Source organism: Agrobacterium sp. CFBP2214, assembly GCF_030209895.1.
In the GTDB taxonomy this organism is placed as follows: domain Bacteria; phylum Pseudomonadota; class Alphaproteobacteria; order Rhizobiales; family Rhizobiaceae; genus Agrobacterium; species Agrobacterium radiobacter.
Genome location: NZ_JARVRC010000001.1, coordinates 1,247,169 through 1,272,658, shown reverse-complemented (window position 1 = coordinate 1,272,658; position 25,490 = coordinate 1,247,169). Strand labels below are relative to the sequence as shown.

27 protein-coding genes are annotated in these 25,490 nt (G+C 59.5%); 12 read left to right on the top strand and 15 right to left on the bottom strand.

Annotation, left to right across the window (positions count from 1 at the left end):
• Nucleotides 1-35: 35 nt before the first annotated feature.
• On the bottom strand, nt 36-953 hold the full coding sequence (locus QRN60_RS06350; RefSeq protein WP_087743845.1) for a PhzF family phenazine biosynthesis protein: 918 nt from the start codon (nt 951-953) through the stop codon (nt 36-38).
• A 303-nt stretch (nt 954-1,256) separates the two neighbouring features.
• On the opposite strand from QRN60_RS06350, the gene QRN60_RS06345 reads away from it, so the two are divergent.
• Nucleotides 1,257-2,030 (top strand): NAD kinase, encoded by a 774-nt coding sequence (locus QRN60_RS06345; RefSeq protein ID WP_003502514.1) that lies wholly within the window; start codon nt 1,257-1,259, stop codon nt 2,028-2,030.
• Between the two features lie 21 nt (nt 2,031-2,051).
• Nucleotides 2,052-2,552 carry a hypothetical protein gene (locus tag QRN60_RS06340; RefSeq protein ID WP_111834523.1) on the top strand — a complete coding sequence of 167 codons (501 nt, stop codon included), beginning with the start codon at nt 2,052-2,054 and terminating at the stop codon, nt 2,550-2,552.
• A gap of 27 nt (nt 2,553-2,579) precedes the next feature.
• On the opposite strand, the gene QRN60_RS06335 is transcribed toward QRN60_RS06340, so the two are convergent.
• From QRN60_RS06335 to QRN60_RS06320, 4 genes are all read right to left on the bottom strand, one after another.
• The gene (locus QRN60_RS06335; protein ID WP_111834326.1) at nt 2,580-3,050 is read right to left on the bottom strand and encodes a cysteine hydrolase family protein; all 471 of its coding nucleotides are present in this window, start codon (nt 3,048-3,050) and stop codon (nt 2,580-2,582) included.
• Between the two features lie 73 nt (nt 3,051-3,123).
• A protein-coding gene (gene prfB, locus QRN60_RS06330; protein ID WP_099085460.1) for a peptide chain release factor 2 occupies nt 3,124-4,255 on the bottom strand; the annotation gives its coding sequence in 2 pieces (ribosomal slippage) (nt 3,124-4,185 and nt 4,187-4,255; 1,131 coding nt in all).
• Nucleotides 4,256-4,353: 98 nt separating this feature from the next.
• Entirely contained in the window at nt 4,354-6,801 is a 2,448-nt protein-coding gene (locus QRN60_RS06325) for a penicillin-binding protein 1A (protein ID WP_003502506.1), read from the bottom strand.
• A 327-nt stretch (nt 6,802-7,128) separates the two neighbouring features.
• Nucleotides 7,129-8,388: an N-acetylmuramoyl-L-alanine amidase gene (locus QRN60_RS06320; protein ID WP_003502504.1), complete on the bottom strand. Its 1,260-nt coding sequence runs from the start codon at nt 8,386-8,388 to the stop codon at nt 7,129-7,131.
• A 645-nt stretch (nt 8,389-9,033) separates the two neighbouring features.
• Here QRN60_RS06320 and QRN60_RS06315 point away from each other — a divergent pair.
• On the top strand, nt 9,034-11,931 hold the full coding sequence (locus QRN60_RS06315) for an Rne/Rng family ribonuclease (RefSeq protein ID WP_129565060.1): 2,898 nt from the start codon (nt 9,034-9,036) through the stop codon (nt 11,929-11,931).
• 231 nt (nt 11,932-12,162) lie between these two features.
• Here the strand turns inward: QRN60_RS06315 and QRN60_RS06310 are convergent, their stop codons facing one another.
• The 3 genes from QRN60_RS06310 to QRN60_RS06300 form a co-directional block, all read right to left on the bottom strand.
• Nucleotides 12,163-12,867 (bottom strand): SDR family oxidoreductase, encoded by a 705-nt coding sequence (locus QRN60_RS06310; protein WP_003502501.1) that lies wholly within the window; start codon nt 12,865-12,867, stop codon nt 12,163-12,165.
• A 117-nt stretch (nt 12,868-12,984) separates the two neighbouring features.
• The gene (locus tag QRN60_RS06305) at nt 12,985-13,350 is read right to left on the bottom strand and encodes an antibiotic biosynthesis monooxygenase family protein (protein WP_112277778.1); all 366 of its coding nucleotides are present in this window, start codon (nt 13,348-13,350) and stop codon (nt 12,985-12,987) included.
• A complete protein-coding gene (locus tag QRN60_RS06300; RefSeq protein WP_111793906.1) occupies nt 13,347-13,673 on the bottom strand; it encodes an NIPSNAP family protein in 327 nt (108 codons plus the stop codon). Before QRN60_RS06300 ends, QRN60_RS06305 begins: the two co-directional genes overlap by 4 nt.
• 74 nt (nt 13,674-13,747) lie before the next feature.
• Here QRN60_RS06300 and QRN60_RS06295 point away from each other — a divergent pair, with 74 nt between their 5' ends.
• Complete coding sequence (locus tag QRN60_RS06295) at nt 13,748-14,431, top strand: ArsR/SmtB family transcription factor (protein WP_003502498.1); 684 nt, start codon at nt 13,748-13,750, stop codon at nt 14,429-14,431.
• Nucleotides 14,432-14,455: 24 nt separating this feature from the next.
• On the opposite strand, the gene QRN60_RS06290 is transcribed toward QRN60_RS06295, so the two are convergent.
• On the bottom strand, nt 14,456-15,613 hold the full coding sequence (locus tag QRN60_RS06290; RefSeq protein ID WP_165000615.1) for a pyridoxal phosphate-dependent aminotransferase: 1,158 nt from the start codon (nt 15,611-15,613) through the stop codon (nt 14,456-14,458).
• A 173-nt stretch (nt 15,614-15,786) separates the two neighbouring features.
• On the opposite strand from QRN60_RS06290, the gene QRN60_RS06285 reads away from it, so the two are divergent.
• The 6 genes from QRN60_RS06285 to QRN60_RS06260 all read left to right on the top strand — a co-directional run bounded on the left by QRN60_RS06285 (nt 15,787) and on the right by QRN60_RS06260 (nt 20,164).
• Nucleotides 15,787-16,554, top strand: a complete 768-nt coding sequence (locus tag QRN60_RS06285) for a DsbA family protein (RefSeq protein WP_003502496.1) — start codon at nt 15,787-15,789, stop codon at nt 16,552-16,554.
• A gap of 125 nt (nt 16,555-16,679) precedes the next feature.
• A complete protein-coding gene (aroQ, locus tag QRN60_RS06280) occupies nt 16,680-17,117 on the top strand; it encodes a type II 3-dehydroquinate dehydratase (RefSeq protein ID WP_003502495.1) in 438 nt (145 codons plus the stop codon).
• Nucleotides 17,118-17,142: 25 nt separating this feature from the next.
• Nucleotides 17,143-17,631: an acetyl-CoA carboxylase biotin carboxyl carrier protein gene (gene accB, locus QRN60_RS06275; protein ID WP_003502493.1), complete on the top strand. Its 489-nt coding sequence runs from the start codon at nt 17,143-17,145 to the stop codon at nt 17,629-17,631.
• A gap of 12 nt (nt 17,632-17,643) precedes the next feature.
• A complete protein-coding gene (gene accC, locus QRN60_RS06270) occupies nt 17,644-18,990 on the top strand; it encodes an acetyl-CoA carboxylase biotin carboxylase subunit (protein ID WP_003502491.1) in 1,347 nt (448 codons plus the stop codon).
• 6 nt (nt 18,991-18,996) lie between these two features.
• Nucleotides 18,997-19,641, top strand: coding sequence for a leucyl/phenylalanyl-tRNA--protein transferase (gene aat / locus QRN60_RS06265; RefSeq protein ID WP_111792158.1), 645 nt, complete (start codon nt 18,997-18,999; stop codon nt 19,639-19,641).
• A 79-nt stretch (nt 19,642-19,720) separates the two neighbouring features.
• Nucleotides 19,721-20,164: a hypothetical protein gene (locus tag QRN60_RS06260; protein ID WP_035212392.1), complete on the top strand. Its 444-nt coding sequence runs from the start codon at nt 19,721-19,723 to the stop codon at nt 20,162-20,164.
• An 18-nt stretch (nt 20,165-20,182) separates the two neighbouring features.
• Here the strand turns inward: QRN60_RS06260 and QRN60_RS06255 are convergent, their stop codons facing one another.
• From QRN60_RS06255 to gatB, 5 genes are all read right to left on the bottom strand, one after another.
• On the bottom strand, nt 20,183-20,620 hold the full coding sequence (locus QRN60_RS06255) for a DUF2155 domain-containing protein (protein ID WP_026364075.1): 438 nt from the start codon (nt 20,618-20,620) through the stop codon (nt 20,183-20,185).
• Between the two features lie 129 nt (nt 20,621-20,749).
• On the bottom strand, nt 20,750-21,148 hold the full coding sequence (locus QRN60_RS06250; RefSeq protein ID WP_004441414.1) for an NADH:ubiquinone oxidoreductase subunit NDUFA12: 399 nt from the start codon (nt 21,146-21,148) through the stop codon (nt 20,750-20,752).
• 109 nt (nt 21,149-21,257) lie between these two features.
• Complete coding sequence (locus tag QRN60_RS06245) at nt 21,258-21,731, bottom strand: GNAT family N-acetyltransferase (protein WP_080864277.1); 474 nt, start codon at nt 21,729-21,731, stop codon at nt 21,258-21,260.
• Nucleotides 21,728-22,225 carry a GNAT family N-acetyltransferase gene (locus QRN60_RS06240; protein WP_003502479.1) on the bottom strand — a complete coding sequence of 166 codons (498 nt, stop codon included), beginning with the start codon at nt 22,223-22,225 and terminating at the stop codon, nt 21,728-21,730. The genes QRN60_RS06245 and QRN60_RS06240 overlap by 4 nt, the downstream gene beginning before the upstream one ends.
• A 211-nt stretch (nt 22,226-22,436) precedes the next feature.
• Nucleotides 22,437-23,942 carry an Asp-tRNA(Asn)/Glu-tRNA(Gln) amidotransferase subunit GatB gene (gene gatB, locus QRN60_RS06235; RefSeq protein ID WP_003502477.1) on the bottom strand — a complete coding sequence of 502 codons (1,506 nt, stop codon included), beginning with the start codon at nt 23,940-23,942 and terminating at the stop codon, nt 22,437-22,439.
• A 151-nt stretch (nt 23,943-24,093) separates the two neighbouring features.
• Between gatB and QRN60_RS06230 the strand changes: the two genes are divergently transcribed.
• A complete protein-coding gene (locus QRN60_RS06230; protein WP_060724116.1) occupies nt 24,094-24,426 on the top strand; it encodes a DUF1294 domain-containing protein in 333 nt (110 codons plus the stop codon).
• Here the strand turns inward: QRN60_RS06230 and QRN60_RS06225 are convergent.
• Nucleotides 24,408-24,917: a GNAT family N-acetyltransferase gene (locus QRN60_RS06225; RefSeq protein WP_020012369.1), complete on the bottom strand. Its 510-nt coding sequence runs from the start codon at nt 24,915-24,917 to the stop codon at nt 24,408-24,410. The genes QRN60_RS06230 and QRN60_RS06225 overlap by 19 nt on opposite strands.
• Nucleotides 24,918-25,191: 274 nt before the next feature.
• Between QRN60_RS06225 and QRN60_RS06220 the strand changes: the two genes are divergently transcribed.
• On the top strand, nt 25,192-25,449 hold the full coding sequence (locus tag QRN60_RS06220) for a YjhX family toxin (protein WP_059753193.1): 258 nt from the start codon (nt 25,192-25,194) through the stop codon (nt 25,447-25,449).
• The last annotated feature ends 41 nt before the right edge of the window (nt 25,450-25,490 follow it).

The window sequence follows — 25,490 nt, the reverse complement described above, 5'->3', positions numbered from 1 at the left end:
CGGGATGTTACCGGACAATCAAACGACCGTTCGCCTCAAATCTCGAACGTGCCCGACGCCACACGCACCGCATGACCGCCGATGCGCGCGCGGGCTATTTCGTTGTCCTTGATGTCCATGCGTAGATGGATGTGGGACGGTCTTTCCATCTCCACGCCCTGCTCTATCAGGAGCGGATGATGGCCGTCCGTCAGCCCGTCGAAATGGTGGATCGCGCCGGACAGGGCGGCGGCGGCGGAACCGGTTGCGGGGTCTTCCGAAATGCCCATATCCGGGGAGAACATGCGGGCGTGGAACTTTGCCGCGTGATTGACGCCGCCGCGACAGTAGATATAGGCCGCCGCCAGGCGTCCCTCGACCAGCGGCGCGGTGCGCAGCCAAAGATTGGCGTCGAAATCCATGTCCCTGATCGCGGCGATATTGTGCAGCGGTACGAGCAGGAACGGCACGCCTGCTGTCCAGATAGACGGCACATGATTCTCAAAGCCGAGATGTCCTTCGCTGACGCCGAGCGCATCGGCAAGCGCGGTGTGATCGAGCGGCAGGTCAACTCGGGATGATTTGCGCGGCAGGTCGAATTCCGCGAAGCTGACGGCTCCCGCGCGCATCTTCACCGCGCAACGCACCGGCCCCACCTTCTCCTCCAGCACGCAGACCATATCGATGTCGTCATCACCCTCGCCGCGATTTCGCTCGGCGATGGCGACTGCGGCGCCCACCGTCGGATGGCCGGCAAAGGGCAATTCGCCTGATGGCGTGAAGATGCGCAGCGAAGCCGCATGCGCCGGGTTGGTGGAGCCGTTAACGAAAACCGTCTCGGAGAGGTTCATTTCCCGCGCAATCGCCTGCATCGTGGCTTGGGAAAGATCATCGGCGTCATACATGACCGCCAGCGGATTTCCCGCCATTTTCGTCTCGGTAAAGACATCATAGATATCGTAGTTCAGCGCCACATCCGTCTCCTGCCACTCGTCATTCCGGCTGCCTTGGCAAACTGCATCAGGCCGTCCCGCATCGCAACCCTTGTCGGTGGGCGCAAATCAAGAAGCTGTGGACCGGAGCGGTGCGGTCCGCCTCCAGGGAACGCCTGCGTCTGCGAAAGGCCTTGTCGCCAGCCGCCGTCTTCATGTACCAAGGGTGCGTCTGGCGGCATGTTATCCACCTCCTTGTTGAGGTTTAAAGATTTCAAGCCGCTTCAACAGGTTACAGTGCCTTGCTCGGACCGGCCCGGTCTGCGCCGTTGTCGAGGGAAGCGAATGTCGCATTCTACCTATTCACTGTCCTTCGTCGCCTCCGCAACAGAGGAGGCGCAGACAGCGCTGAAAGAGCTGAAAGGCATTTACGGCGATACGCCGTTTGCAGAGGCGGAGGTGATCGTTGCACTCGGCGGCGATGGCTTCATGCTGCAGATTCTCAACGAGACGATGAATTCCGGCAAGCGTGTCTATGGCATGAACCGGGGGTCCGTCGGCTTCCTGATGAATGACTACCGGGTGGAAGGCCTGCTCGAGCGCATCGCGGTGGCGAGCGGCAATGATTTTCACCCCTTGCGCATGACGACAACGGATTCCGACGGCGACGAGTTCACCGCCCTCGCCATGAACGAGGTCAGCCTGTTTCGCCAGTCCCATCAGGCCGCCAAGCTTCGTGTCGAGGTGGACGGCAAGGTGCGGCTGGAAGAGCTGATCTGCGACGGCATGATGGTGGCGACCCCGGCTGGTTCGACAGCCTACAATTTCTCCGCCCATGGACCGATCCTGCCGCTGGAATCACCGCTTCTGGCGCTGACCCCCGTCAGTGCTTTCCGGCCGCGACGCTGGCGCGGCGCGCTTTTGCCGAATAAGGTAACGGTCGACATTCATGTTCTCGAACGCGACAAGCGCCCGGTGAACGCGGTGGCCGACCACACCGAGGTGAAATCCGTTCGTCACGTTAGGATCGCACAATCGCAGGACAGGACGGCCAGAATTCTCTCGGATCCGGATCGTTCATGGTCGGACCGGGTTCTCGCCGAACAGTTCAACAATTGACGCCCACAATCGATAATGGCCATGCAACTGACAAGACCTATCCTCGCTGCTTTCCTTTTCGCCGCCGCCGTGCTTCCTGCGCGGGCGCAGACGGAAGCGATCGACGCCTTGCCGGTTTCGGCAATCTTCGTCGTCAGCAGCGGCATGTGGGAAGATCGGAATCTTGAGCCGGTGAAAGGTCCTGACGGACAGCTGCGGCCGCCGCCTGCCTCGCCCACACGCGGTTATTACAAGGTCATCGCCATCCGCCAGCGCGACGGCACGGCGAAGATCTACCTGCAGCGCATCGTCTTTACGGCCGATGGGCCGAATCTCCTCGAAAATATCGAGCTGGAAGAATTCAGCCAGATGAAATCCTACGTCACGGATATTCGTCCTGAAAGCTCGAATGGCACCCCCGCCTCGCCCGGCTTGTTCGTAACCGTTTATCTGAAGACGGACCCGATGAGCAAGGAAGCGGAAAGCTGGACGATCCTGATCGACGAGCTGGGTGAGATGAAGATCGAAAAAGCTTCGAACTGATCGGACCGGATACGCGGCCGGGCAAGGCTATGCTTCCAGTGCCTCCGGCCCGGCAAGAACCGCTCCAAAATGATGTTTCCATAATCTTGCACCGAGTTCACCACTGCGGTCGAGACTGGAGCCCACCGTTAGCCACGGCAACAGCGTGGGATGCAGCCCCGCATCAAAAAGGGCAAAACCAGCGGCCAGCACGCAGGTATCAGCCTGAATGCCGCAGACCAGCACCCTGTCGAGTTTCAGCGACAGGAGATAGTCGATGACCTCCCGTGGAGGCGCATAACCGTGTTTGATGAATATGCGATCTGCCGCAACAAGCGACTCGTCATCCCTGCCCGGCTTCCAGCCGAGTTGCCGCTCGAAGGGCGTCACACTTTCATCATGACGCTCGACGGTGGCGATGCTGGGCATGGTCAGGGCGAGTGCGGATATCTCCGCCACCAGCCCAGCCGGCGGATTGAAGCTCGGCTGGACGTCGACGATATAGAGCGCCTGTTTCATGCTAGTCCTCCAACGAAAAACCCCTCGCAATAGGTTTGCGAGGGGTAATTTTCCAATCGGCGCGCCGGACGCCTTAATCGATATCCGAGACTTCCACATCCGCGCCGCCGCTGATGCGGTGGGCGAGTGCGGCTTCCATGAATTCGTTCAGGTCGCCATCCAGCACGTTGCCGGGTGCTGTACTTTCCACGCCGGTGCGCAGATCCTTGACCAGCTGGTAAGGCTGCAGAACGTAGGAACGGATCTGGTGGCCCCAGCCGATATCCGTCTTGGACGCGGCCTGGGCGTTTGCCGCCTCTTCCCGCTTCTGCAGCTCCACCTCATAGAGGCGGGCGCGCAGCATGTCCCACGCCTTGGCGCGGTTCTTGTGCTGCGAACGCTCCTGCTGGCAGGCAACCGCAATACCGGTCGGGATATGCGTGATACGCACGGCCGAGTCTGTCGTGTTGACGTGCTGGCCGCCCGCACCGGACGAACGATAGGTATCGATACGGCAATCGCTCTCATTGATGTCGATCTGGATCGAATCATCGACGACGGGGTAAACCCAGACGGAAGAGAACGATGTGTGGCGACGCGCATTGCTGTCATAGGGCGAAATACGAACGAGGCGGTGCACGCCCGATTCCGTTTTCATCCAGCCGAATGCATTGTGGCCCTTGACGAGGATCGTCGCGGACTTGATGCCGGCTTCTTCGCCGTCGTGAACTTCGAGAACCTCGACCTTGAAACCTTCGCGGTCGGCCCAGCGGGTATACATGCGCAGAAGCATGTTCGCCCAGTCCTGGCTTTCGGTGCCGCCGGCTCCGGAATGCACTTCGACATAGGTGTCGTTGCCATCGGCCTCGCCTGAAAGCATGGCTTCCACCTGGCGGCGGTTCGCCTCGCTCTTCAGCGCCTTCAGCGCATCTTCGGCGTCCTTGACGATTTCGTCATCGCCTTCCATCTCGCCGAGTTCGATCAGCTCGATATTGTCGCGGAGCTGCTGCTCCAGCGCCTTGACGCCGTTGATGCTGTCATCCAGCTGCTGGCGTTCGCGCATCAGCTTCTGGGCCTCAGTGGCATCGTTCCAGAGGGTCGGGTCCTCTGCCTTGTTATTCAACCAGTCCAGCCGTCTTATCGCCTGGTCCCAGTCAAAGATGCCTCCTCAGCAGGCTTATGGCCTGCTTGATTTCGTCGACTACGTTCACGATTTCATTGCGCATTTCGCTGGTTCTTCACCTTCATTGAAACTCGTTGCTCAAATAAATGCGGGGGGCGCGGATGTAAAGACCCGCGCCCCAGCCAAACGTCAGGACTGATGTCAATAAAGACCGCCGCCACCGCCGGTGATGGCCTGCTGCGCCTGCGGCGAGGTCTTCAGAATGTCTTCCTGCGACATGTATCCGTCATCGCCGATGACAGAGAAGGTAGAGGCGGGACCCGTGCCCGGCTTGAAGGCTTCCATGATGGTGTCCGGCTCGCCCTCGACCGCCGCCATGCCGGTCTTGCGGTTGACGGCGACGAAGTTCATGCCAGCAGGCACGATGAACTTGCTCGGTTCCATGTGCTTGGCCGCATCAGCGATGAATTCACCGAAGATCGGAGCAGACAGGGAGCCGCCGGTGCCGCCGCGACCGAGAGGTGCGGGCGAATCGAAACCGATATAGAGGCCGGCAACCATGTCCGGCGTGTAACCGACGAACCAGGCGTCCTTTTCATCATTGGTGGTGCCCGTCTTGCCGGCAACCGGCAGATCGACCTTGATCTTGCCCGCCGCCGTGCCGCGCTGAACAACACCTTCAAGCATCGACGTCGTCTGGTATGCGGTCATCGGATCGAGAACCTGTTCGCGATTGTCGACGATGACAGGCTCGTCCTGGTTCTGCCAGCTGGTCGCGTTACAGCCTTCGCAGGCGCGTTCCTCATGGCGGAAGATCGTCTTGCCGTAGCGGTCCTGAATACGGTCGATCAGCGTCGGCTTGATCTGCTTGCCACCATTGGCGATGACCGAATAGGCAGAAACCATGCGCATGACGGTCGTTTCGCCCGAACCCAGAGACATGGACAGAAGCGGCGGCATCTTGTCATAGATGCCGAAGCGCTCGGCATATTCCGCGACCAGATTCATGCCCATGTCCTGCGCCAGACGCACGGTCATGAGGTTACGGGATTTTTCAATACCGAGACGCAGGGTCGAAGGACCGGCGGAACCCCCGCCGTAATTCTGCGGCTTCCAGACCTGATTGCCAGATACCACCTCAATCGGCGCGTCGAGAATGACCGAGGCGGGCGTATAGCCGTTGTCGAGCGCGGCCGCATAGATGAACGGCTTGAAGGAGGAGCCGGGCTGGCGCATGGCCTGCGTCGAGCGGTTGAATTCCGACTGCGCATAGGAGAAGCCGCCGACCATCGCCAGAACACGGCCGGTATGCGGGTCCATCACCACCATGCCGCCCTGCACTTTTGGCGGCTGGCGCAGGCGATATTCATTGCCGGAGCCGGAAAGCGGCTGTGCATAAACGACGTCACCCGCGGTCACGACACCGACCGGCGACTTGGCGGTTGCTCTTTTGCCGCTTGCATCACGGAAAGCCCAGCGCATGTTTTCAGCAGAGATATGGCCGCGCGTGCGCTTGTCGCCATCTTCCGCATCGGGATCGGCCTGGACGCCGATATCGACGCCATCGTTGGCAACCGCGAGCACGACCGCGACCTTCCATTCCGGAACGTCCCGGAGACCCTTGACCTTGGCCAGCGCCGCCGTCCAGTCGCCGGCCGTCTCGATCTTTTCCACCGGTCCGCGGAAGCCGCGGCGCTCGTCATATTGCACAAGCCCGTCCTGAAGCGCCTTGCGCGCCTCCATCTGGATTTGCGGATCGAAAGAGGTACGGACCGAGAGCCCCCCTTCAAGAAGGGCTTCCTCGCCATATTTCTCGACGATCTGGCGGCGGACTTCCTCAGCGAAATAATCGGACGCGAAAATATGCGCGCCACCGCGGCGCAGATTGACGCCGAGCGGCTGCTTTTTGGCGTCGGTGGCGTCGGCGACGGTGATGTAGCCGTTTTCGGCCATGCGGTCGATCACCCAGTCGCGGCGCTCCAGAGCAGCCTTTTCGCGGCGGATGGGATGATAGTTGTTCGGTCCCTTCGGCAGCGATGCGAGATAAGCGGTCTCAGCGATCGTCAGTTCCGTTACCGACTTGTTGAAATAGGTGAGTGCCGCACCGGCGATGCCGTAGGAATTCAGGCCGAAAAAGATCTCGTTGAGATAAAGCTCGAGAATCTTGTCCTTGGAATAGGTCTGCTCGATGCGGAAGGAGAGAATGGCTTCCTTGAGCTTGCGGTCGATGGTCTGGTCGTTGGTCAGAAGGAAGTTCTTCGCCACCTGCTGGGTGATGGTGGATGCGCCGACCGGACGACGGCCGGAGCCGACATTCTGGAGATTGACGAGAATGGCGCGGCCGAGACCGAAGATGTCGACACCCGGGTGGTTGTAGAAATTCTTGTCTTCGGCGGACAGGAAAGCGGCCTTCACACGGTCGGGAATGGCCTGGATCGGCAGGAACAAGCGCTTTTCATGGGCGTATTCCGCCATCAGCGCACCGTTGCCGGCATGCACGCGCGTCGTTACCGGCGGCTCATAGGTGCTCAGAACTGCGTAATCCGGCAGGTCCTTCGTCACGCCGTGCAAATAAATCGCACCGACGACGGCGGCGCACAGGAAGAGTACGCTGGCCAAGCCGAAAAAATATCCAATCAGTCTGATCATACCAAGCTACCGATAATTCGAATCGTAACCATCAACGCCCGACGATTTACGGGCGCATCCTTGCATATCGCGTGCCGTTTTGCACACCATACCTTCGATGACAAGCCGGATACGGCAGCATTCGCTGATATGTTACCGGGCGGCAGGCCCGCAATTGCGTTGCGGACGCTTGCGGATCGCCACCGAATCCGCGCTTCGAGTAACGCGGCGAATGTGAGTAAAATAGGGCTTCGCCTCCGCAATCGTCCGCAAGACCCAAGAATTGAACAGCTTTTCGGCGGTCAATGGCAGGGAGGCAACAGCATCGTCGCTCCGCTGGTTCCCTTCTCAGCCGCCGTTCGCCATGGCCTTGGCGCGGTATCGCCCGACGGCTGTTGCCAGCGTATCGGCCACCTTCTTGCGCCATTCCCCATCGAGAAGCAGCTTTTCGTCTTCCGCATTGGAGAGGAAACCGAGTTCCAGCAGCACAGAGGGCACGTCATGAGCGCGCAGCACCATGAAACCGGCATAACGGTGCGGATTGTTGATGAGGCCCACCTGCCCCTCGAAGGATGAGACGATGTTTTCGGCGAGCGTCACCGAAAAGGCCTGGGTTTCGCGGCGGGTGAAATCGAGAAGAATATCGGCGACCTCAGGCGGCTCGCTGGAGGCCGCAACACCCGCAATCTGGTCGGACTTGTTTTCGCGCTCCGCCAGTTCCTGTGCCTGCCGGTCCGACGCCCGGTCTGACAATGTATAAACGGTCGCGCCGCGGATACCCTTTTGCTTCAATGTATCCGCATGCAGCGATATAAAGAGGTTGGCATTGTTCTGGCGGGCAATCGTCACCCGTTCGGACAGGGCAAGGAATGTATCGGAATCGCGCGTCAGAAACGCCTTGATGCCGGGTTCGCGGTTCAACCGTTCCGCGAGTTCCTTCGCAAAGGTCAAAGTGATGACCTTTTCCTCGGTGCCCGTCGTGCCGCCGGTGGCGCCGGCATCGATGCCGCCATGACCGGCATCGACCGCGATGACAAATTCCGCAGGACGCGATGTCTTGTCGTCAGGCGTGATCGCGGCAGTCGTTACCGGGGCGGGCGCCTGCCATTGCTGATCCTTCACCAGTTCCGCGAACTTGCCCTTGGTGGTGATCTCGGCATCGAGCACGAAACGGAAAGATTGCCCGTCGTCAGCCTTCTTCGTTTCGGCAACAGTCACCTGTACCGGCTTTTTCGCCGTCAGCACGATGCGGGCGCTGTTCTGGCCCATGGTGCCGAAGCGGATATCCGAGAAAAGACCTGTTGGCTTGAGGTCGGATGTGGGGAAAGCGAAATTCACCGCGGGAAAGTCCACGACGATGCGCGCGGGCGAATCGAGATAGTGAACGTCGAATTCCGGCTCTTCTGCAAAATCGAGAACGATGCGCGTGCGCGCCTCATCACCGATGATACGCGCCTGATGGGCGACAAGCGGCTCCACGGCATGGGCTGCCGGCACGACGGAAACAGAGGCGGCGACGGAAAATGCCAGAGCCGCCAAAGCCCGCGCGATTCGCGCGCCAAGCCGCCCTGCCCCGCCTGATATCGCTGCGTTGCGCGTGAAATCCATGGTCCTCAAGAAATTCCGTATGTCAGTCATTTTCGATAAACGGCGCGGAAAAACGCCGGCAACAGTGCCGTTTCAACCACGCCGTACGATAGTTTGCGCGTTTGCGCCCCACAATCGCAGGCCTTGGTGAACCAATTGTTAACCCGGAAATTCCACCAACAATATGGCATATTTAGCCAGCCTATTGCTATTATGACAGAGAAAACATACAACACGGATGAGGGTTAAAAGTGTTGACGGGATAGATGCCCGCCGGCTGCCAATCGGAAAAGACGCTGGCGCTGCAAAACGGGCAATCATCTGCCGTCGTTACATTTATCCTGAAACTGGATCAATTCCGGCCGTGGCCGGAGACCTACCCGGTGGCGCTGCCACCGCTGCTCTGAGGAGAGCAAATTCATCGGACCCCAAGGGGTCTATATATTATTGTCGTTCCGCCTGGCCAATGATGTCGCAGCAGTTTTCACATGAACCGGATACCAGGAGCAGGCCAAATGCCTCGCCGTCGGTCCGGATGCTGCCAGTTTACAGAGGCCCGGCTGGAGACTTCATTTCCGGCACATCCTTGCACTCATATGAAAGGCTCGTCCGTGTGGTGGGCCTGTTCTCGTATAAAACAAGGCTGCGCCGAGGAGCACAGCTTACATGGCAGACAAAATGCTTATCGACGCCTCCCACGAAGAGGAGACACGCGTAGTCGTTGTCCGTGGGAACCGGATCGAAGAATTCGATTTCGAATCGGAGCACAAAAAACAGATCCGCGGCAATATCTATCTTGCCAAGGTCACTCGCGTTGAGCCCTCCCTTCAGGCGGCCTTCGTCGATTACGGTGGCAATCGCCACGGCTTTCTCGCTTTTGCGGAAATCCATCCGGATTATTACCAGATCCCGCTTGCCGACCGTCAGGCCCTCCTGAAGGCGGAAGCCGAGGATCATCGCCGCAGCGACGACTTCGAATCCGCTGATGCACCCGAGCCCGGCGCCCCCATGATCGACCTTTCGCAGGTGGATCAGCCGGATGTCGGCATTGTTTCCGCCAGCGAAACCACTGAAACGGTCGTCGTGGAAGAGACTGCGCCTGTCGCGGAAGAGGTTTCCGAGGAAACCGCCGTCGAGGCCGTAGCCGTGGAAGCGCCCGCCGAGGAAGAAAAGCCGAAGAAGCGCACCCGCCGCCCCCGCGCAAAGAAGAAGACCGCCGAAGAAGAAGCCGCAGCAGCCGAGGCCGCCGAAGCTTCTTCCGAAGACGACGGCAGCACCGGTGGCGAAATGGCCGCCATGGTCGACACCGACACGATTTCCGAGGAAGTCGAAGGTCTTCGTCGTGGCAATGACGATGATGACGACGATGATGACGATCATCACGAAAAGGAAGTGATCGAATCCGTCGGCGCCGAAGACGCCATGGAAGAAGTTCCGGACCGCGTCGCCCGCAAGCCGCGCAAGCAGTATCGCATTCAGGAAGTCATCAAGCGCCGTCAGATCCTTCTGGTGCAGGTGGCCAAGGAAGAACGCGGCAACAAGGGTGCCGCACTCACCACCTATCTGTCGCTTGCCGGTCGTTATTCCGTGCTGATGCCGAACACGGCGCGCGGCGGTGGTATTTCCCGCAAGATCACCCAGCCGACCGACCGCAAGCGCCTGAAGGAAATCGCGCGCGATCTGGAGGTTCCGCAGGGCATGGGCGTCATTCTGCGTACCGCAGGCGCCAACCGCACCCGCGTCGAAATCAAGCGCGACTTCGAATATCTGATGCGCCTGTGGGAAAACGTCCGCACGCTGACGCTGAACTCCACGGCCCCCTGCCTCGTTTATGAGGAAGGCTCGCTCATCAAGCGTTCGATCCGCGACCTTTACAACAAGGATATAGGCGAGATCATCGTTTCGGGCGAAGAAGGCTATCGTGAAGCCAAAGACTTCATGAAGATGCTGATGCCGAGCCACGCCAAGGTGGTTCAGCCTTACCGCGACATTCATCCGATCTTCTCGCGCTCCGGCATCGAAGCCCAGCTCGACCGGATGCTGCAGCCGCAGGTCACGCTGAAATCGGGCGGTTATCTCATCATCAACCAGACCGAAGCGCTGGTTTCCATCGACGTGAACTCGGGCCGTTCGACGCGCGAGCATTCCATTGAGGAAACCGCGCTGACGACCAACCTCGAGGCTGCAGAAGAAGTGGCGCGCCAGCTGCGCCTGCGCGACCTTGCCGGTCTTGTCGTCATCGACTTCATCGACATGGAAGAGAAGCGCAACAACCGCTCCGTCGAGAAGAAGCTCAAGGATTGCCTGAAAAACGACCGCGCACGCATTCAGGTCGGCCGCATCTCGCATTTCGGCCTTCTGGAAATGTCGCGCCAGCGCATCCGCGCTTCGGTGCTGGAATCGACCACGCAGGTCTGCCAGCATTGCGGCGGCACGGGTCATGTCCGCTCGGAATCCTCCATCGCCCTGCATGTTCTGCGCGGCGTCGAGGAATATCTGCTGCGTAACACCACGCATAACATCACGGTGCGCTGCACGCCGGAAACGGCGCTTTACCTGCTCAACCACAAGCGCGGCACGATCGTCGATTATGAAGGCCGCTTCGGCGTGTCTATCATCATCGCTGCTGACGCCGGCGTCGGCGCGCAGCATTTCGCCATCGACCGTGGTGAAGCCGTCGAAAATCCGGTGAAGATCGAAAGCCTCATCCAGATGCTGCCGAGCTTCGTGGAAGAGGAAGACGATTTCGTCGCCGAGGTGGAAGAGGACGAAGACGAGGAAGAAATCGTCAAGGCGCAGACCTCCGAGCCACGCCAGCAGCAGCCACAGGGCGACAATAGTGAAGAAGGCAAGCGCAAGCGCAAGCGTCGTCGTCGCCGTCGCGGCAAGGGTGGCCAGGGCGACCAGAACGGTGCGCTCGACGCCCAGTCCGGCGATGCGGAAGGCGATGATGCCGAAGGTGACGACGATGGAATCGAAACCGATGAGGCCGATGCTGAAAACGAAAACGGTGCAGCGGACGCAGTAGGTTCCGAAGAGGATGGCAAGCGCAAGCGCCGCCGTCGCGGCAAGCGCGGTGGACGCCGCAACCGTGCGGAAGACGAAGCTCTTGATGCTGCCGGCTCGGAAGCTGAAGGTGAGAGCGAAAGCGAAGAGGTTTCCGTTGAAGCATCTGTAACCGAAGAACCGACCGCCGCCGCCGCGGTGGAAGGTGTGGTTGCCGAGGTTGCGGAAGAGGAAGTGCCGAAGAAGCCACGCCGCACCCGCAAGGCGAAGGTCAAGACTGAAACCGAGGAAGCGCCGAAAGCTGAAGCCGTTGAAACGGTGGAGCCGGTGATCGTCGAGGAAACAGTTGCCGAGGTCGCGGTTGAAGAAACTGGTGAGGCTTCGGCCGATCTGGCTCCGGAAGCGGAAGCACCGGCCACGGAAGAAAAAGTCCGCGCCAACCGAGGCAGCAATGTCTCCAGTTCGGAGCCGGTGGTGACCTCGTCTTCGCCGAACCCCGATGGCGACGAGCCGAAGCCGCGCAAGGGCGGCTGGTGGCAGCGCAAAGGCTTCTTCTGAGAGAAGAAGGACTGAATGAAAAACGCCCGCAACATCGTTGCGGGCGTTTTGTTTTGTCGATGCAAAGAACGGGCGTTTTCTTGACCCGCTGACATTTCCTCATTCCTGTGCTTGTCACAGGAATCCAGTCGACGGGCGTCCGCGTGGCGGGCGTGTCCTTTCAGCCCAAGGACTTGGGCTGGCTGGATCCCTGTGACAAGCACAGGGATGAGGGTTGGGAAGGCCAGCCCGTCAAACAGACCGCGTCAGGCCACCATCAACCCGGATATTCTGGCCGGTAATATACCCCGCCCCTTCCGACGCGAGGAATGCTACGGTGGCGGCGATTTCCTCGCTCTTGCCGTAACGCTGCATCGGCACGGCCTCTCGGCGTTCTTCCGTGGCCGGCAGGCTGTCAATCCAGCCGGGTAGCACATTGTTCATGCGCACGTTGTCGGCCGCGTAGGTATCGGCAAATATCTTGGTGTAGGAGGCAAGGCCGGCGCGGAACACGGCGGATGTCGGAAACATGCTGCTCGGTTCAAAAGCCCAGGCCGTCGAGATATTGACGATCGCGCCCGCCTTCTGCTTCACCATGACGGGGGCGATGATACGCGTCGGGCGGATGACGTTCATCAGATAGACATCGAGGCCGGTGTGCCATTGCTCGTCGGTAATGTCGAGAATGGAGGCGCGCGGGCCATGCCCGGCGCTGTTCACCAGCACGTCGATGCGGCCGAATGTTTCGAGTGTCCTGTCCGCCAGCCGCTGGAGATCGTCATTGGACTGGTTGGAACCGGTGACCCCGATGCCGCCCAGTTCCTTTGCCAGCGCCTCTCCCTTGCCGGAGGATGACAGGATCGCCAGTTTGTAACCGTCCGCGGCCAGGCGTTTTGCCACAGCCGCACCCATGCCGCTGCCGCCCGCCGTTACAATCGCCACTTTTTCTGCCGACATCGTTTTCTCCATTTCCAGGCCTTCATCCATAAAGTGCCCCATCTATAACGGGTTTCAAAGACGAGTTCGAACCAGAAAGACTTGGAGCGGCGTGCAGAAAAACTGATGCTGGAAATGTCAGCCTGACACACTTCCTTCTGCCGGATGCGCTACACGGCTGTCGGCTGGCGCCTCCTCCCTGTCCTGCAAGCCGTAGTCGCGCATCACATGCGCGATGCGCAGGCGATAATCGGAAAAAACACCGGACCGGCCCAGCGACTGCGCAGTGCGATGCGGCGGGGTATTGCGCCACGCTTTCACCGCCTCCTCATCCCGGAAAAACGACAAGGACAGCATCTTTTGCGGATTGCTGATGCTCTGGAACCGTTCGACGGAGAGGAACCCATCGATGGTTTCGAGTTCTGCCCGCAGGCCGGCGGCAATATCGAGATAATGCTGTTTTTCGCCGTCGGCCGGCCAGACCTCGAAGATGACGGCGATCATTGCCCGCCTCCGGCATGTGGGGCGGAAGCGAGACGTAGAAACAGCCGGTCCTCGCGGCGGATGAACTGCTCGCGCCGGGCGAATTCATAATTTTCCCGCCCGGCCGGATCGGCGGCAAGACGCGCCCTGTAGGCTTCGTAAGCGGCGAGGTTTTCGATGTTGTAAACACCATAGGCGATCGTGCTCGATCCCTCCTTCGGCACGTAATAACCAGTGAGATCGGCGCCGCAGCGTGGGATCGCCTCACCCCAGTTGCGGGCATATTGTTCGAAGGCATCGACCTTGAAGGGGTCGATCTCGTAGCGGATGAAACAGGTCAGCATCGTCACTCTCCTTGTGTTCTGCCGCATCTTTTTACGCTATTGCCTCGCATCAATGCTTCGGTTATCATCGAAGTATGAAAGACGGACCTCTCATCGCCAACGTCGCCGCCCTGATCGGCGACCCTGCCCGCGCCAATATCCTGACGGCGCTGATGGATGGGCGCGCGCTCACCGCAAGCGAGCTTGCGGAAGCCGCTGGTGTAACCCTGCAGACCGCGAGCGGGCACCTGTCCAAACTCTCAGAAGCACAATTGTTGAAGGCGGAAAAACAGGGGCGGCATCGTTACTTCCGTCTGTCAGACGAGGATGTTGCACAGGTTCTGGAAGCGCTTATGGGCCTTGCCCAACGCACAGGGGCAATCCGCGTCCGCACCGGACCGAAGGACAAGGCTCTGCGTGAAGCGCGCATCTGCTACGACCATCTGGCCGGAGAAAGCGGCGTGGCGCTGCTTGCCGCTATTACCGCGAAGGGGCTCGTGACGTTAGGTGATGATCCTGCCCTGACGGATAGCGGACGCGACTTCTTCTCGAGCTTCGGCATCGACCTTTCGCCACTGGAAAAGGCGCGCCGCCCGGTCTGCCTGCATTGTCTTGACTGGAGCGAACGCCGCCATCACCTCGGCGGCGGGCTTGGCGCGTCTCTTCTGGAAGCCATGCAGCAGCGTGACTGGCTGCGGCGCGGAAACGGCCGGGTGCTAACCTTCACCGCAAAGGGTGAAAAGGCATTCAACAGCACCTTTAGCTGCACACCCGCCTGATCTCCCCGAGCGGATGATCCGGGCTTATTTCAGCCAGCCGGCAATACGTCCAACGGCCTCGGCAATGTCAGACACGGAACCCGCATAGGAAATGCGCAGCGCGCGATGGCCTTCTTCGGGATCGAAATCCATGCCTGGCGTCGCCGCCACATCGATTTCCGCCAGCATGCGCTTGGCGAAATCCATGCTGTCGTTGGAGAAGCGGCTTGTATCGACATAGGCGTAAAAAGCGCCATCCATGGGCGATGCCAGCGGCAGGCCGATTTCCGGCAGGCGCGCCATCAGGAAATCGCGGTTGGTGCGATAGCTTTCCCTGTAGACATCCAGTTCCTCCGCCGCCGAAAAGGCTGCAGTCGCCGCAAGCTGCGAAAGTTCCGGCGGGGAAATATAGAGGCTCTGGGCCAGACACTCGACCGGACGGACGAGATTCTCCGGCAGCACCATCCAGCCAATGCGCCAGCCGGTCATGCAATAATATTTGGAAAAGGAGTTGATGATCACGGCATTATCGGTGATTTCGAGCGCGCTCGTCTCTTCGCCGACGAAGGTCAGGCCGTGATAGATTTCGTCGGAAATAAAAGCCATATCACGGCTTTCGCAATAGCCCGCCAGCCGCTTCAGCGCCTCGCGGCCGGTGACGGTGCCGGTCGGATTGGCCGGGCTTGCCAGCAACACGCCCTTCAGCTTGCAGCCGGCTCTTGTTTCCGCGCGCTCCAGGCTTGCCGGCGTCAGCGTATAACCGGTTTCGGCCGTGACCGGCACTTCCACGACATTGAGGCCGAGAGCCTTCAGAATATTGCGATAGGCCGGATAACCGGGCCTCGCGATGGCGACATGGTCACCTGCATCGAAAAGGGTGAGGAAAGCGAGATTGAAGGCCGCAGACGAACCGGTGGTCACCGCGATGCGGCCCGGATCGATGGCGACCTGGTGGCGCAGCCGGTAATGGCCGGCGATCGCCTCACGCAATTCGCGCAGGCCGAGCGCATCGGTATAACCGATCCGCCCGTGTTTCAGCGCGGCCTCAGCGGCTTCGAGCGACGCTTTCGGCGCGGGATGGGAGGGCTGGCCGACCGCCATGGAAATGACGGGGCGTCCCGCCTGCCTGCGCCTGTTCGCTTCCGCCAGAATATCCATGGCGTGAAAGGGTTCGACTGCGCTCCGCTTCGACATCGTGATCAAGGGCATGCTCTTTCCTGAACCGTATTTCAGAGACTTGCCGCAGAATCACAATCTTCACAATCATGCGATCATAATGCGGACAAGTATTTTTGCCGTATGGCATTTGGCTTAAAGTAAGGTAATTGCCTTCATAAGATTTCAAGAGGCTTCGGCCGCACAGAATGAGGACCGATATGGCGCATTTTCTCCGTTCCACCCTTCTCGCCAGCGTGACGGCCCTTTCGACGGTATTCGCCTCCCTGCCCGCCCATGCGCTCGATGAGCAGCAGAAGAAGGAAATGGGCGAGTTCATCAAGCAATATCTCATCGAGAACCCGGAAATCATGCTCGAGGTTCAGGATGCGCTTGAACGCAAGCAATATGCGACGCGTAACGCCAAGGCGGCGGAAGCCGTCGCCGACAACAAGAAGGCCATCTTCGAATCGAAATTCGATCTGGCGCTCGGCAATCCGGATGGCGACGTCACGCTGGTCGAGTTCTTCGATTACAATTGCGGTTATTGCAAACGCGCCATGGCTGACATGGATAAAATCCTGAAGGGCGACAAGAAGGTGCGCGTCGTCCTTAAGGAGTTCCCGATTCTGGGACCGGAATCGGTCGCCGCGCACCGCGTTTCCAACGCCGTCAAACTGCTTGCTCCGGCCAAGTACCCCGAGTTCCAGCGCACCCTGCTCGGTGGCCGCGGACGGGCGAATGAAGACAGCGCCATGGAAGTCGCGACCTCGCTCGGTCTCAAGGAAGCCGACATCCGCAAATCGATGGCGGAAAACCCCAATGACGAGCAGGTGCAGGAGACTTACAAGCTGGCAACCAGCCTCGGCATCACCGGAACGCCGTCCTATATCGTCGGCGACGAAGCGGTTTTCGGCGCGGTCGGTGCCGACCCGCTGAAGGAAAAAATCGCCAATATGCGCAGCTGTGGAAAAGCCACCTGCTCCTGATTGCTAAAAAAGCCACTGCATTCCCTGTGAGATGCCCGCCAAGCGGGCTGTTTACGGCTTGCGGGGGCTTTTCCTTGACGTCTGCGCAGTCTATAGGTGTCGCTGATTTTCTTATGGAAACGTGAATGAGCAACATCATCATCGTCATCAACGGCCCCAATCTCAACATGCTGGGAAAAAGGGAACCGGGTATCTATGGTGGCAAGACGCTGAAGGACATCGAGAATGATTGTCTTGCGGCCGGTGCCGATCTCGGTTTCGCAGTGGAATTCCGCCAGTCCAACCACGAAGGCGTGCTGGTGGACTGGTTGCAGGAGGCGGGCGAGCGGGCGGCGGGCGTCGTCATCAATCCCGGCGCCTACAGCCACACGTCGATCGCGTTGCATGACGCCATTCGCGCGATTTCCACGCCCGTCGTGGAAGTGCACATTTCCAACATCCACGCCCGGGAAGAGTTCCGTCACAAATCGATGGTATCACCCGCGGCGAAGGGCATGGTCTGCGGTTTCGGGCCATATGGATATATCATGGCGCTTCACGCGCTGAAAAACATCACGGCATAAAAAGAAACAAAGAATAGGGTTTGTCATGTCTGAAAAGAAACAGGGTATCGACAAGGAACTGATCCGCGAGCTCGCGAATATCCTCAACGATACCGACCTTTCGGAAATCGAAGTGGAGCAGGAAGACCTGCGCATCCGCGTCTCCCGCGCCGCTCCCGCTCCCGCCACGGTCTATGCTGCAGCGCCCGCCGCTTATGCGCCGGCACCTGCCCCGGCCGCCGCGCCGGCAATGGCCGCACCTGCTGCTCCCGCAGCGGCAGCAGCACCGGCCCGTAACCCGGCCAACACCGTGTCCTCGCCGATGGTCGGCACGGTCTATCTTTCGCCTGCCCCGGGCGCACGTCCCTTCATCGAAGTGGGCGCGACCGTCAAGGAAGGCCAGACCATTCTCATCGTCGAAGCCATGAAGACCATGAACCAGATCCCGGCTCCCAAGTCCGGCAAGGTCGTGGAAATCGTCGTCAACGACGCTCAGCCCGTGGAGTATGGCGAAGCCCTCGTGGTCATCGAATAAAGGCGGTTCAGCATGGTTTCGAAGATCCTCATAGCCAACCGCGGCGAGATCGCGCTACGCGTCCTGCGCGCCGCGAAAGAGCTTGGCATTCCGACGGTAGCCGTACATTCCACGGCCGACGCAGACGCCATGCATGTGCGCCTTGCCGACGAAAGCGTTTGCATCGGCCCGCCGCCCTCGCGTGACAGCTACCTCAACATCCACCAGATCGTTGCGGCCTGCGAAATAACAGGTGCGGACGCGGTTCACCCCGGTTACGGCTTCCTGTCGGAAAATGCCAAGTTCGCCGATATTCTCGACGCACACGGCATCACCTTCATCGGACCGACCGCCGAACATATCCGCATCATGGGCGACAAGATCACCGCCAAGCAGACGGCGCAGGAACTCGGCATTCCCGTCGTTCCCGGCTCTGATGGCGAAGTGAAGCCTGAAAACGCGCTCGAAATTGCCCGCACGATCGGCTTCCCAGTCCTCATCAAGGCAACGGCGGGCGGTGGCGGTCGCGGCATGAAGGTGGCGAAGACCGAGGCCGATCTGGAAGAGGCGGTTGCGACTGCCCGTTCCGAAGCGGCGGCAGCCTTCGGCAACGACGCCGTCTACATGGAAAAATACCTCGGCAAGCCGCGCCATATCGAAGTGCAGGTTTTCGGCGATGGTGAAGGCAATGCCGTTCACCTTGGCGAACGCGATTGCTCGTTGCAGCGCCGTCACCAGAAGGTGCTGGAAGAAGCCAATTCGCCGGCTTTGACCGTCGAACAGCGCATGAAGATCGGCGAGATTTGCGCCGACGCCATGCGCAAGCTGAAATATCGCGGTGCCGGCACCATCGAGTTCCTTTATGAAAACGGCGAGTTCTATTTCATCGAAATGAACACCCGTCTTCAGGTGGAGCATCCGGTTACGGAAGCAATCACCGGCATGGATCTCGTGCAGGAACAGATCAGGGTCGCTTCGGGCCAGGGCCTGTCGGTCACGCAGGCTGATATCGAATTCCATGGCCATGCCATCGAATGCCGTATCAATGCCGAAGACCCGCGCACCTTCGTTCCCTCTCCCGGCACGCTGACCTATTTCCACACGCCGGGCGGTCTTGGCGTTCGCGTCGATTCGGGCGCCTATCAGGGCTACAAGATCCCGCCCTACTACGACAGCATGATCGGCAAGCTGATCGTTCACGGCCGCGACCGTGACGAATGCATCCGCCGTCTGCGTCGGGCGTTGGACGAATTCGTCGTCGATGGCATCAAGACCACGCTGCCGCTTTTCCAGGATCTTCTCGAAAACGAGGATATTCTAAAGGGCGATTACGACATTCACTGGCTGGAGAAATACCTGGCCGGTGACGCGTCTCACTAAGACGCTATGGTTGGGCGGCGCAGCAGAAATAATGGCATAACGGTCGATATTCTGCTGCGCGCCTATTCCGCCGGCCTGTTTCCCATGGCCGATTCGGCTGACGATCCCGAGCTGTTCTGGGTCGAGCCGGAGATTCGGGGTATCATTCCCCTCGCCTCCTTCCATATTTCCAAAAGCCTCGCCAAGGCGATGCGCAGGAAGCCGTTCGAGATACGCTTCAACACTGCCTTCGAAGCTGTCATGGCCGGATGCGCGGCGGAAGCGCCAGATAGACCAAGCACGTGGATCAACGCCACCATCCGCCGGCTCTATACCGAGTTGCACCAGATCGGCCATGCACACAGCGTGGAGGCATGGGAGGGCGAAGAGCTTGTCGGCGGGCTTTATGGCGTCTCGCTTGGTGGTGCCTTCTTCGGCGAGAGCATGTTTTCCCGCCGCACCAATGCATCGAAGATATGCCTCGTGCATCTGGTGGAGCGTTTGCGGCAGCAGGGGTTTACGCTGCTCGACACGCAATTTACGACCGAACATTTAAAGACATTCGGGGCAATCGATATTCCAAAGTCGGAATATGCGACGATACTGGAAGCGGCTGTCGATAGGCCGGATGTGCCCTTCGAAAATTTGCCTGCGCAAGAAAATCCACGCTGAAAACAACCTGAGATTTTGCTTGCAACCCTCAAAAACATGACTTATCCGGTCATGATATTTTATTCATCGGGGGTTGGTCATGCGCTGGATTGCGGCCTTGTTATTGATGCTGACGCTGGCGGTGAATGTCACCGCTGCTGAACAGCTCCCGAACCCGCTGGCCGCCTGGCGAAACGAAGTTTCCCGAGCCTTGACGGGCACAACCGGCCGCCCGGAATTCAAGGTCGTGCGGACAAACAAGCGGCAGGTCCTCCTTGTTACTTTCCGCGTTGACCCGGCGGGGAAAATACAGGCCGTTCAAGTCAAAAACGTAAGGGATAGCACCTATCAAACCCGAACGGCCGTGAAGAGGGCATTTTCTGAAATCAGATTCCCCTCACCTCCCGCCGGCGATCGACCCAATAAGTTCACCGTGCCGATCGCGATCGACCCCGAACTGACACGGGAAGAAATGATCGAACAATTGGAAAGCAAAAGCAAAGCACTGGCCGATTTGGCCGAGAAGCTCAGACGCCAGAAATAGGCGCGGTCGTGGGTTAAATTACTTGCTTGCCGTAGAGGGAGCAGGAACTTCCGAGTCCTGCTTGCAGCCTGTCAGCCACACGTCGTAAATTGGGTGTTCCACGGCATTGAGGCCGGGGCTGTCGGCGAACATCCAGCCTGTGAAAATCCGCTTGATCTTGCGGTCGAGCGTGATCTCATCGACCTCGATAAAAGCATCGATCTTCTGGGTTTCCGTCTGGTCGCGGGAATAACAGACCTTCGGCGTCACCTGAAGCGCGCCGAACTGCACAGTCTCGTCGATATAGACATCGAAGGAAGTGATGCGGCCGGTGATCTTGTCGATGCCGGAAAACACGGCGACGCGGTTTTCCAGACGGGCGGCGGAGACGGGCGATACGAGGAGAACAGCAGAGACCGCCGCAAACAGCGACACTGTCAGCGCACGCAAAGAACGATCCCGCGTGATTTTCCTCATATAGTGGTCTCCAAAATTTGCCTGTGTCGCGATGCCGACCGGATCAACGCCTAAGGGCGGAATGTGGCAAAAACCGGTGAGGCCAGATGCAAGCGCGGTGTTTTGCACAACACCGCCCATCACAAAAGCTTAGTTGCCAGGGGTCCAGGCGTCGTAGTCGCCGGTCACACGCGGGCGCTCGCCTGCCACCGCCAGCGATCCCTGCGGGCGATAGGCCTTTGACGAACCGGTCAAATTCGGCTGATGCGGCTTCTGCCATTCGCGCGCAACGTAGCTTTCCTGGCTTGGCGGCACGTCGGTGCGGTAATGCATCCAGCCATGCCAGCCGGGCGGAATGGCGGAAGCTTCGGCATAACCATTATAGATCACCCACCGGCGCGGCATGCCCCAGGAGGTGGTGCCGCCTTCGTAATAGGTGTTGCCCAACTCGTCCTGCCCGACCTTCTTGCCGAAACGCCAGGTGTGAAACCGCGTTCCGATCGTCTGGCCATTCCACCAGGTGAAGATTTGCGTCAGGAGAGTCTTCATTATGCGTTCCTCGGGCTTGAATGCGCCGCAGCGATTTTCCGTGCACGGCACAAGACATGCTTATGCCGCCCCTCACAGCAATTGTCCAGCATTTCAAGATATATCCGTGCTATTTCAGCTTCATCCTGAAGCCCAAATGCCGCTTCTCGAACCCCAGCCGCTCGTAGAAGCGATGCGCGTCCAGCCGGGCCACGTTGGACGTCAGTTGCGCAGCGTTGAGACCCTGGCGGCGGGCTTCTTCCAGGCAATGATTGATCATCACCGCACCGATGCCGCGACCGCGCATGTCGGCGCGCGTCTGCACCGCCTCGATCACCATGGACTTTGCCCCTCGCCCGACGAGCTTGGTCAGGATCGCCGTCTGGAAGGTGCCGACGACCTCGCCATCCAGTTCCGCCACATAGAGCGTTTCGCTCGGCGATGCCTCAATGGCGCGGAAGGCTGCAAGATAATCCGGCTGCGCCGATTCTTCGGCCGTATCGCCATGGCCGCCAATCTCGTCGGCGGCAAAAATGGCGGCAAGGGCGGGAAGGTCGTCTTCGCGCGCCGTGCGGATAATGAGATTCTGCAATGTCGCATTCATCGGGTCAGGCTCTTTTCCATAACGATGCCGGGCAGACCCTCGATGCCCGCCATGCGCTCGATTCGGTCTACCTCGACAAATCCGACGCCTTCATAAAAGGCGATTGCGACAGTATTTTTAGGCTCGACTTCAAGCCGCATGATTTCCGCATCCGGAAAGCAGGTTTCCAGTTCCGCGAAGAGATCACGGCCGACGCCCTGACGCTGAAGGTCGGGCGCGACGTAAAGCTGGTGCAGCAGGGCCGTCTTCGCCATCTTGGAGGACATGGAGCCATAGGCCATGCCGCCAATCCGCTTGCCGTCATCAGCCACCAGAAACTCGCCGCCCTTTTTCTCGATACGGTCCTTCATGGCCTGCGGCGAATGCCATGCGAGGATCAGCTGGTTCACCTTGTCGACGCCATAGATCGCATCATAGGTCGCGTGCCATGTCGTGGCGAGCAAGGTGCGGACCGGCTCGATGTCCCGCAGACTTGCCGTGCGGATGAAAAACATGTTTGGGCTCCGTCTTGAAACAGAAAAGCCGGGCGTTGATCCCGGCAGATATATGTCGAGCCTCCCGCACTCTCGACGTGATCCTCGGGCTTGTCCCGAGGATCTGAGCACGTTTGGCCTTGTGGGTATCTAGATCCTCGGGACAGGCCCGAGGATGACGAAGGAGAGCTTTGTGCCTCGATGCCTCCTACCGGCAGGAAGCAGCTTTCGCTTACTCTTCCTCGATACCGAGCTTGGCCTTCACCAGCGCCTGCACCGCCTGCGGGTTGGCCTTGCCGCCCGTCGCTTTCATGACCTGGCCGACGAACCAGCCGGCAAGCGTCGGCTTTGCCTTCACCTTCTCGACCTGATCCGGGTTGGCGGCGATAATCTCGTCCACGGCCTTTTCGATGGCGCCGGTATCCGTCACCTGCTTCATGCCGCGCGCCTCGACGATTTCCGCCGGGTTGCCGCCCTCGTTCCAGACGATTTCGAACAGGTCCTTGGCGATCTTGCCGGAAATGGTCTCAGACTTGATGAGATCGATGATGCCGCCGAGCTGTTCCGGCGAAACCGGCGTCGTCTCGATATCCTTGCCGAACTTATTGAGGGCGCCGAGCAGGTCGTTGATGACCCAGTTGGCGGCAGCCTTCGCATCGCGGCCGGCGGCGACGGCCTCGTAATAATCGGCGATCGCCTTCTCCGAAACGAGGATCGAGGCGTCATAGACCGACAGGCCAAGATCGGCCACGAAGCGCGCCTTCTTGTCGTCGGGAAGCTCCGGCAGATCGACCTTCAGCGCCTCGACGAAAGCATCGTCGAATTCCAGCGGCAGCAGGTCCGGATCGGGGAAATAGCGGTAATCATGCGCGTCTTCCTTGGAGCGCATCGAACGTGTCTCGCCCTTGCCTGGATCGAACAGGCGGGTTTCCTGATCGATGGAGCCGCCGTCTTCCAGAATGGCGACCTGGCGACGCGCCTCATATTCGATGGCCTGACCAACGAAACGGATGGAGTTGACGTTCTTGATTTCACAGCGCGTGCCGAAACCTTCGCCCGGACGGCGCACGGAAACGTTGACGTCGGCGCGCATCGAGCCTTCATCCATGTTGCCGTCGCAGGTGCCGAGATAACGCACGATCGAGCGCAGCTTGGTCAGATAGGCCTTGGCCTCATCCGACGAGCGCATGTCCGGCTTGGAAACGATTTCCATCAGCGCCACGCCCGAACGGTTCAGGTCCACGAAGGACATGGTCGGATGCTGGTCGTGCATGGACTTGCCGGCGTCCTGCTCCAGATGCAGACGCTCGATGCCGATCTCGATATCCTCGAAATTGCCCTGACGGTCCGGACCGAGCGAAATGGTGATAGTGCCCTCACCGATGATCGGATCTTTGAACTGCGAAATCTGGTACCCCTGCGGCAGGTCCGGATAGAAGTAGTTCTTACGGTCGAAGATCGAACGGTTGTTGATCTTCGCCTTCAGGCCGAGACCGGTACGCACCGCCTGCTTGACGCATTCCTCGTTGATGACGGGCAACATGCCGGGCATGGCGGCATCCACCAGCGACACGTTGGAGTTTGGCGCATTGCCGAAGGTGGTCGATGCACCGGAAAACAGCTTGGAATTGGAGAGAACCTGCGCATGCACCTCCATGCCGATCACGATTTCCCAATCGCCGGTGGCGCCGGGAATGAAGCGTTTCGGGTCGGGGGTGCGCACGTCTACAAGGGTCATCTGAAGCTCACGATATACGGGTTCTTTGGCCTTGGTGGGTAGAACAAATGGAGCGCGGGCGCAAGACATCTTGCACCCTGTCACGCCAGGCCCGGGATTTTAGCCCATACCGGATACGCGTTTTTTACGCTTCCCGGTTTCAATTCACGCCATGGTGACGATCGCTCTCTGCTTCACGGCCTATATCGCCTTCAATCTTTTCGTCTTTCTTGTCTATTGGTGGGACAAGCAAGCGGCGAGGAATGGCGAATGGCGTATCCGGGAAAGCACGCTGTTATCGCTTGCGCTCATTGGCGGCAGCTTGGGTGCGATCTCGGCACAACGCCTGCTGCGGCATAAAACACGTAAGGAACCCTTCCGCAGCATCCTGATATCAATCGTGATATTGCAGGTGGGCCTTATCGCATCGCTTGCCATCATGCCAGACTGGCCGATGCGGCTGGTGGATGCTCTGCAAACTCTCTCTCAGAAAGCCGGCCCATAAAGACCACTCTCAACCTCCGCCAATTGCTTCTGCAGGCCTACCGACTGCACTTCGCGATCGAGCTTTGGCGCATAGGAAACGGAGAGCCAGCGGACGCTATAGCCATGGTGGCGGAAAAAGGCGACGGCCGGTTCGTTCTGGGCGTGGGTTTCAAGCCGGATGGTCTCGAACCCCCTGTCCTCTATCAGCCTTTCCACATCACCCAGCAGACGACTGCCGACCCGCCGGCGCTGAAAATCCGGATCGATCCAGAAATCGGAAATCGTCTCGTCAAAATGTTCGCGCGCCGCCCAGCCCGCAACCGAGCCACCGAATTCCGCCACCCTGATTGCCAGCCATGACGAGCGGGTAAAATTGGAAAAGGCGCTGGCCGCATTGTCGTAAAGGGTCGGGGTGATGCCGAGAGCTGCGGTTGCCTGTCGCCATGCCCTGAGGCCGATGGCCGCCAGAACCTCCGCTTCCTGCTCATGCGCATTGCGAATGACGATCAAGCCGCACCCTCCATGGCCGTTGAAATTAAACCATTGCCAGCGCGATTCGACCAGCATGGTTTTCTCACGCCTGGCGGGACTTGACCGCGCCGGGTTCGCCCGCTACCCAAAAGGAGCAAGAACGGAGTTTTTATGTTCGCTCAATCGGAGTCCCGGTAAAGGCCCTGCCCGCAAGTTTATTGCGCGCCGGGCCATGCTGAAACCGAGCCGGTTGCCTTAACGGCACCCGGATTTGTTTTCACGCGTCTATATGACGCCGACCGGACTTCCAAAAATGGACATTTCCCGCGCCGAACAGCGCATTCTTCACCTGCTCGCCCAGGGCGGCAGAATTGAAATCGTTCGAGATGACGCCCACAAAATCGAAAAACTCGCGCTTTATACGCGTGACGGCTGGATTTTCAGCGGCCTCAATCTCCTCACCTTCCGCAAGCTGAAACGGAAGAGAGCGATCGCCTCCTCGGGCGGCAAACCTTACCGCATTACCACGCGCGGGCTGGAACTCGTGAGGGGTGAGTTGGACAACAGATAAATCGACCGGGCGGCGGCAATGCTGTCGCCCGGCATTTCGCC

Coding starts and splice junctions, on each gene's coding strand:
- gatB (WP_003502477.1), bottom strand. CDS start 23,942: ATGACCCTTGTAGACGTGCGCACCCCCGACCCGAAACGCTTCATTCCC.
- aroQ (WP_003502495.1), top strand. CDS start 16,680: ATGAGCAACATCATCATCGTCATCAACGGCCCCAATCTCAACATGCTG.
- QRN60_RS06250 (WP_004441414.1), bottom strand. CDS start 21,148: ATGAAGACTCTCCTGACGCAAATCTTCACCTGGTGGAATGGCCAGACG.
- QRN60_RS06300 (WP_111793906.1), bottom strand. CDS start 13,673: ATGCTGACCTGTTTCATCCGCTACGAGATCGACCCCTTCAAGGTCGAT.
- QRN60_RS06255 (WP_026364075.1), bottom strand. CDS start 20,620: ATGAGGAAAATCACGCGGGATCGTTCTTTGCGTGCGCTGACAGTGTCG.
- aat (WP_111792158.1), top strand. CDS start 18,997: ATGGTTGGGCGGCGCAGCAGAAATAATGGCATAACGGTCGATATTCTG.
- QRN60_RS06325 (WP_003502506.1), bottom strand. CDS start 6,801: ATGATCAGACTGATTGGATATTTTTTCGGCTTGGCCAGCGTACTCTTC.
- QRN60_RS06240 (WP_003502479.1), bottom strand. CDS start 22,225: ATGTTTTTCATCCGCACGGCAAGTCTGCGGGACATCGAGCCGGTCCGC.
- QRN60_RS06340 (WP_111834523.1), top strand. CDS start 2,052: ATGCAACTGACAAGACCTATCCTCGCTGCTTTCCTTTTCGCCGCCGCC.
- QRN60_RS06260 (WP_035212392.1), top strand. CDS start 19,721: ATGCGCTGGATTGCGGCCTTGTTATTGATGCTGACGCTGGCGGTGAAT.
- QRN60_RS06310 (WP_003502501.1), bottom strand. CDS start 12,867: ATGTCGGCAGAAAAAGTGGCGATTGTAACGGCGGGCGGCAGCGGCATG.
- accC (WP_003502491.1), top strand. CDS start 17,644: ATGGTTTCGAAGATCCTCATAGCCAACCGCGGCGAGATCGCGCTACGC.
- QRN60_RS06245 (WP_080864277.1), bottom strand. CDS start 21,731: ATGAATGCGACATTGCAGAATCTCATTATCCGCACGGCGCGCGAAGAC.
- QRN60_RS06220 (WP_059753193.1), top strand. CDS start 25,192: ATGGACATTTCCCGCGCCGAACAGCGCATTCTTCACCTGCTCGCCCAG.
- QRN60_RS06335 (WP_111834326.1), bottom strand. CDS start 3,050: ATGAAACAGGCGCTCTATATCGTCGACGTCCAGCCGAGCTTCAATCCG.
- accB (WP_003502493.1), top strand. CDS start 17,143: ATGTCTGAAAAGAAACAGGGTATCGACAAGGAACTGATCCGCGAGCTC.
- QRN60_RS06345 (WP_003502514.1), top strand. CDS start 1,257: ATGTCGCATTCTACCTATTCACTGTCCTTCGTCGCCTCCGCAACAGAG.
- QRN60_RS06305 (WP_112277778.1), bottom strand. CDS start 13,350: ATGATCGCCGTCATCTTCGAGGTCTGGCCGGCCGACGGCGAAAAACAG.
- QRN60_RS06315 (WP_129565060.1), top strand. CDS start 9,034: ATGGCAGACAAAATGCTTATCGACGCCTCCCACGAAGAGGAGACACGC.
- QRN60_RS06295 (WP_003502498.1), top strand. CDS start 13,748: ATGAAAGACGGACCTCTCATCGCCAACGTCGCCGCCCTGATCGGCGAC.
- QRN60_RS06320 (WP_003502504.1), bottom strand. CDS start 8,388: ATGGATTTCACGCGCAACGCAGCGATATCAGGCGGGGCAGGGCGGCTT.
- QRN60_RS06285 (WP_003502496.1), top strand. CDS start 15,787: ATGGCGCATTTTCTCCGTTCCACCCTTCTCGCCAGCGTGACGGCCCTT.
- QRN60_RS06230 (WP_060724116.1), top strand. CDS start 24,094: ATGGTGACGATCGCTCTCTGCTTCACGGCCTATATCGCCTTCAATCTT.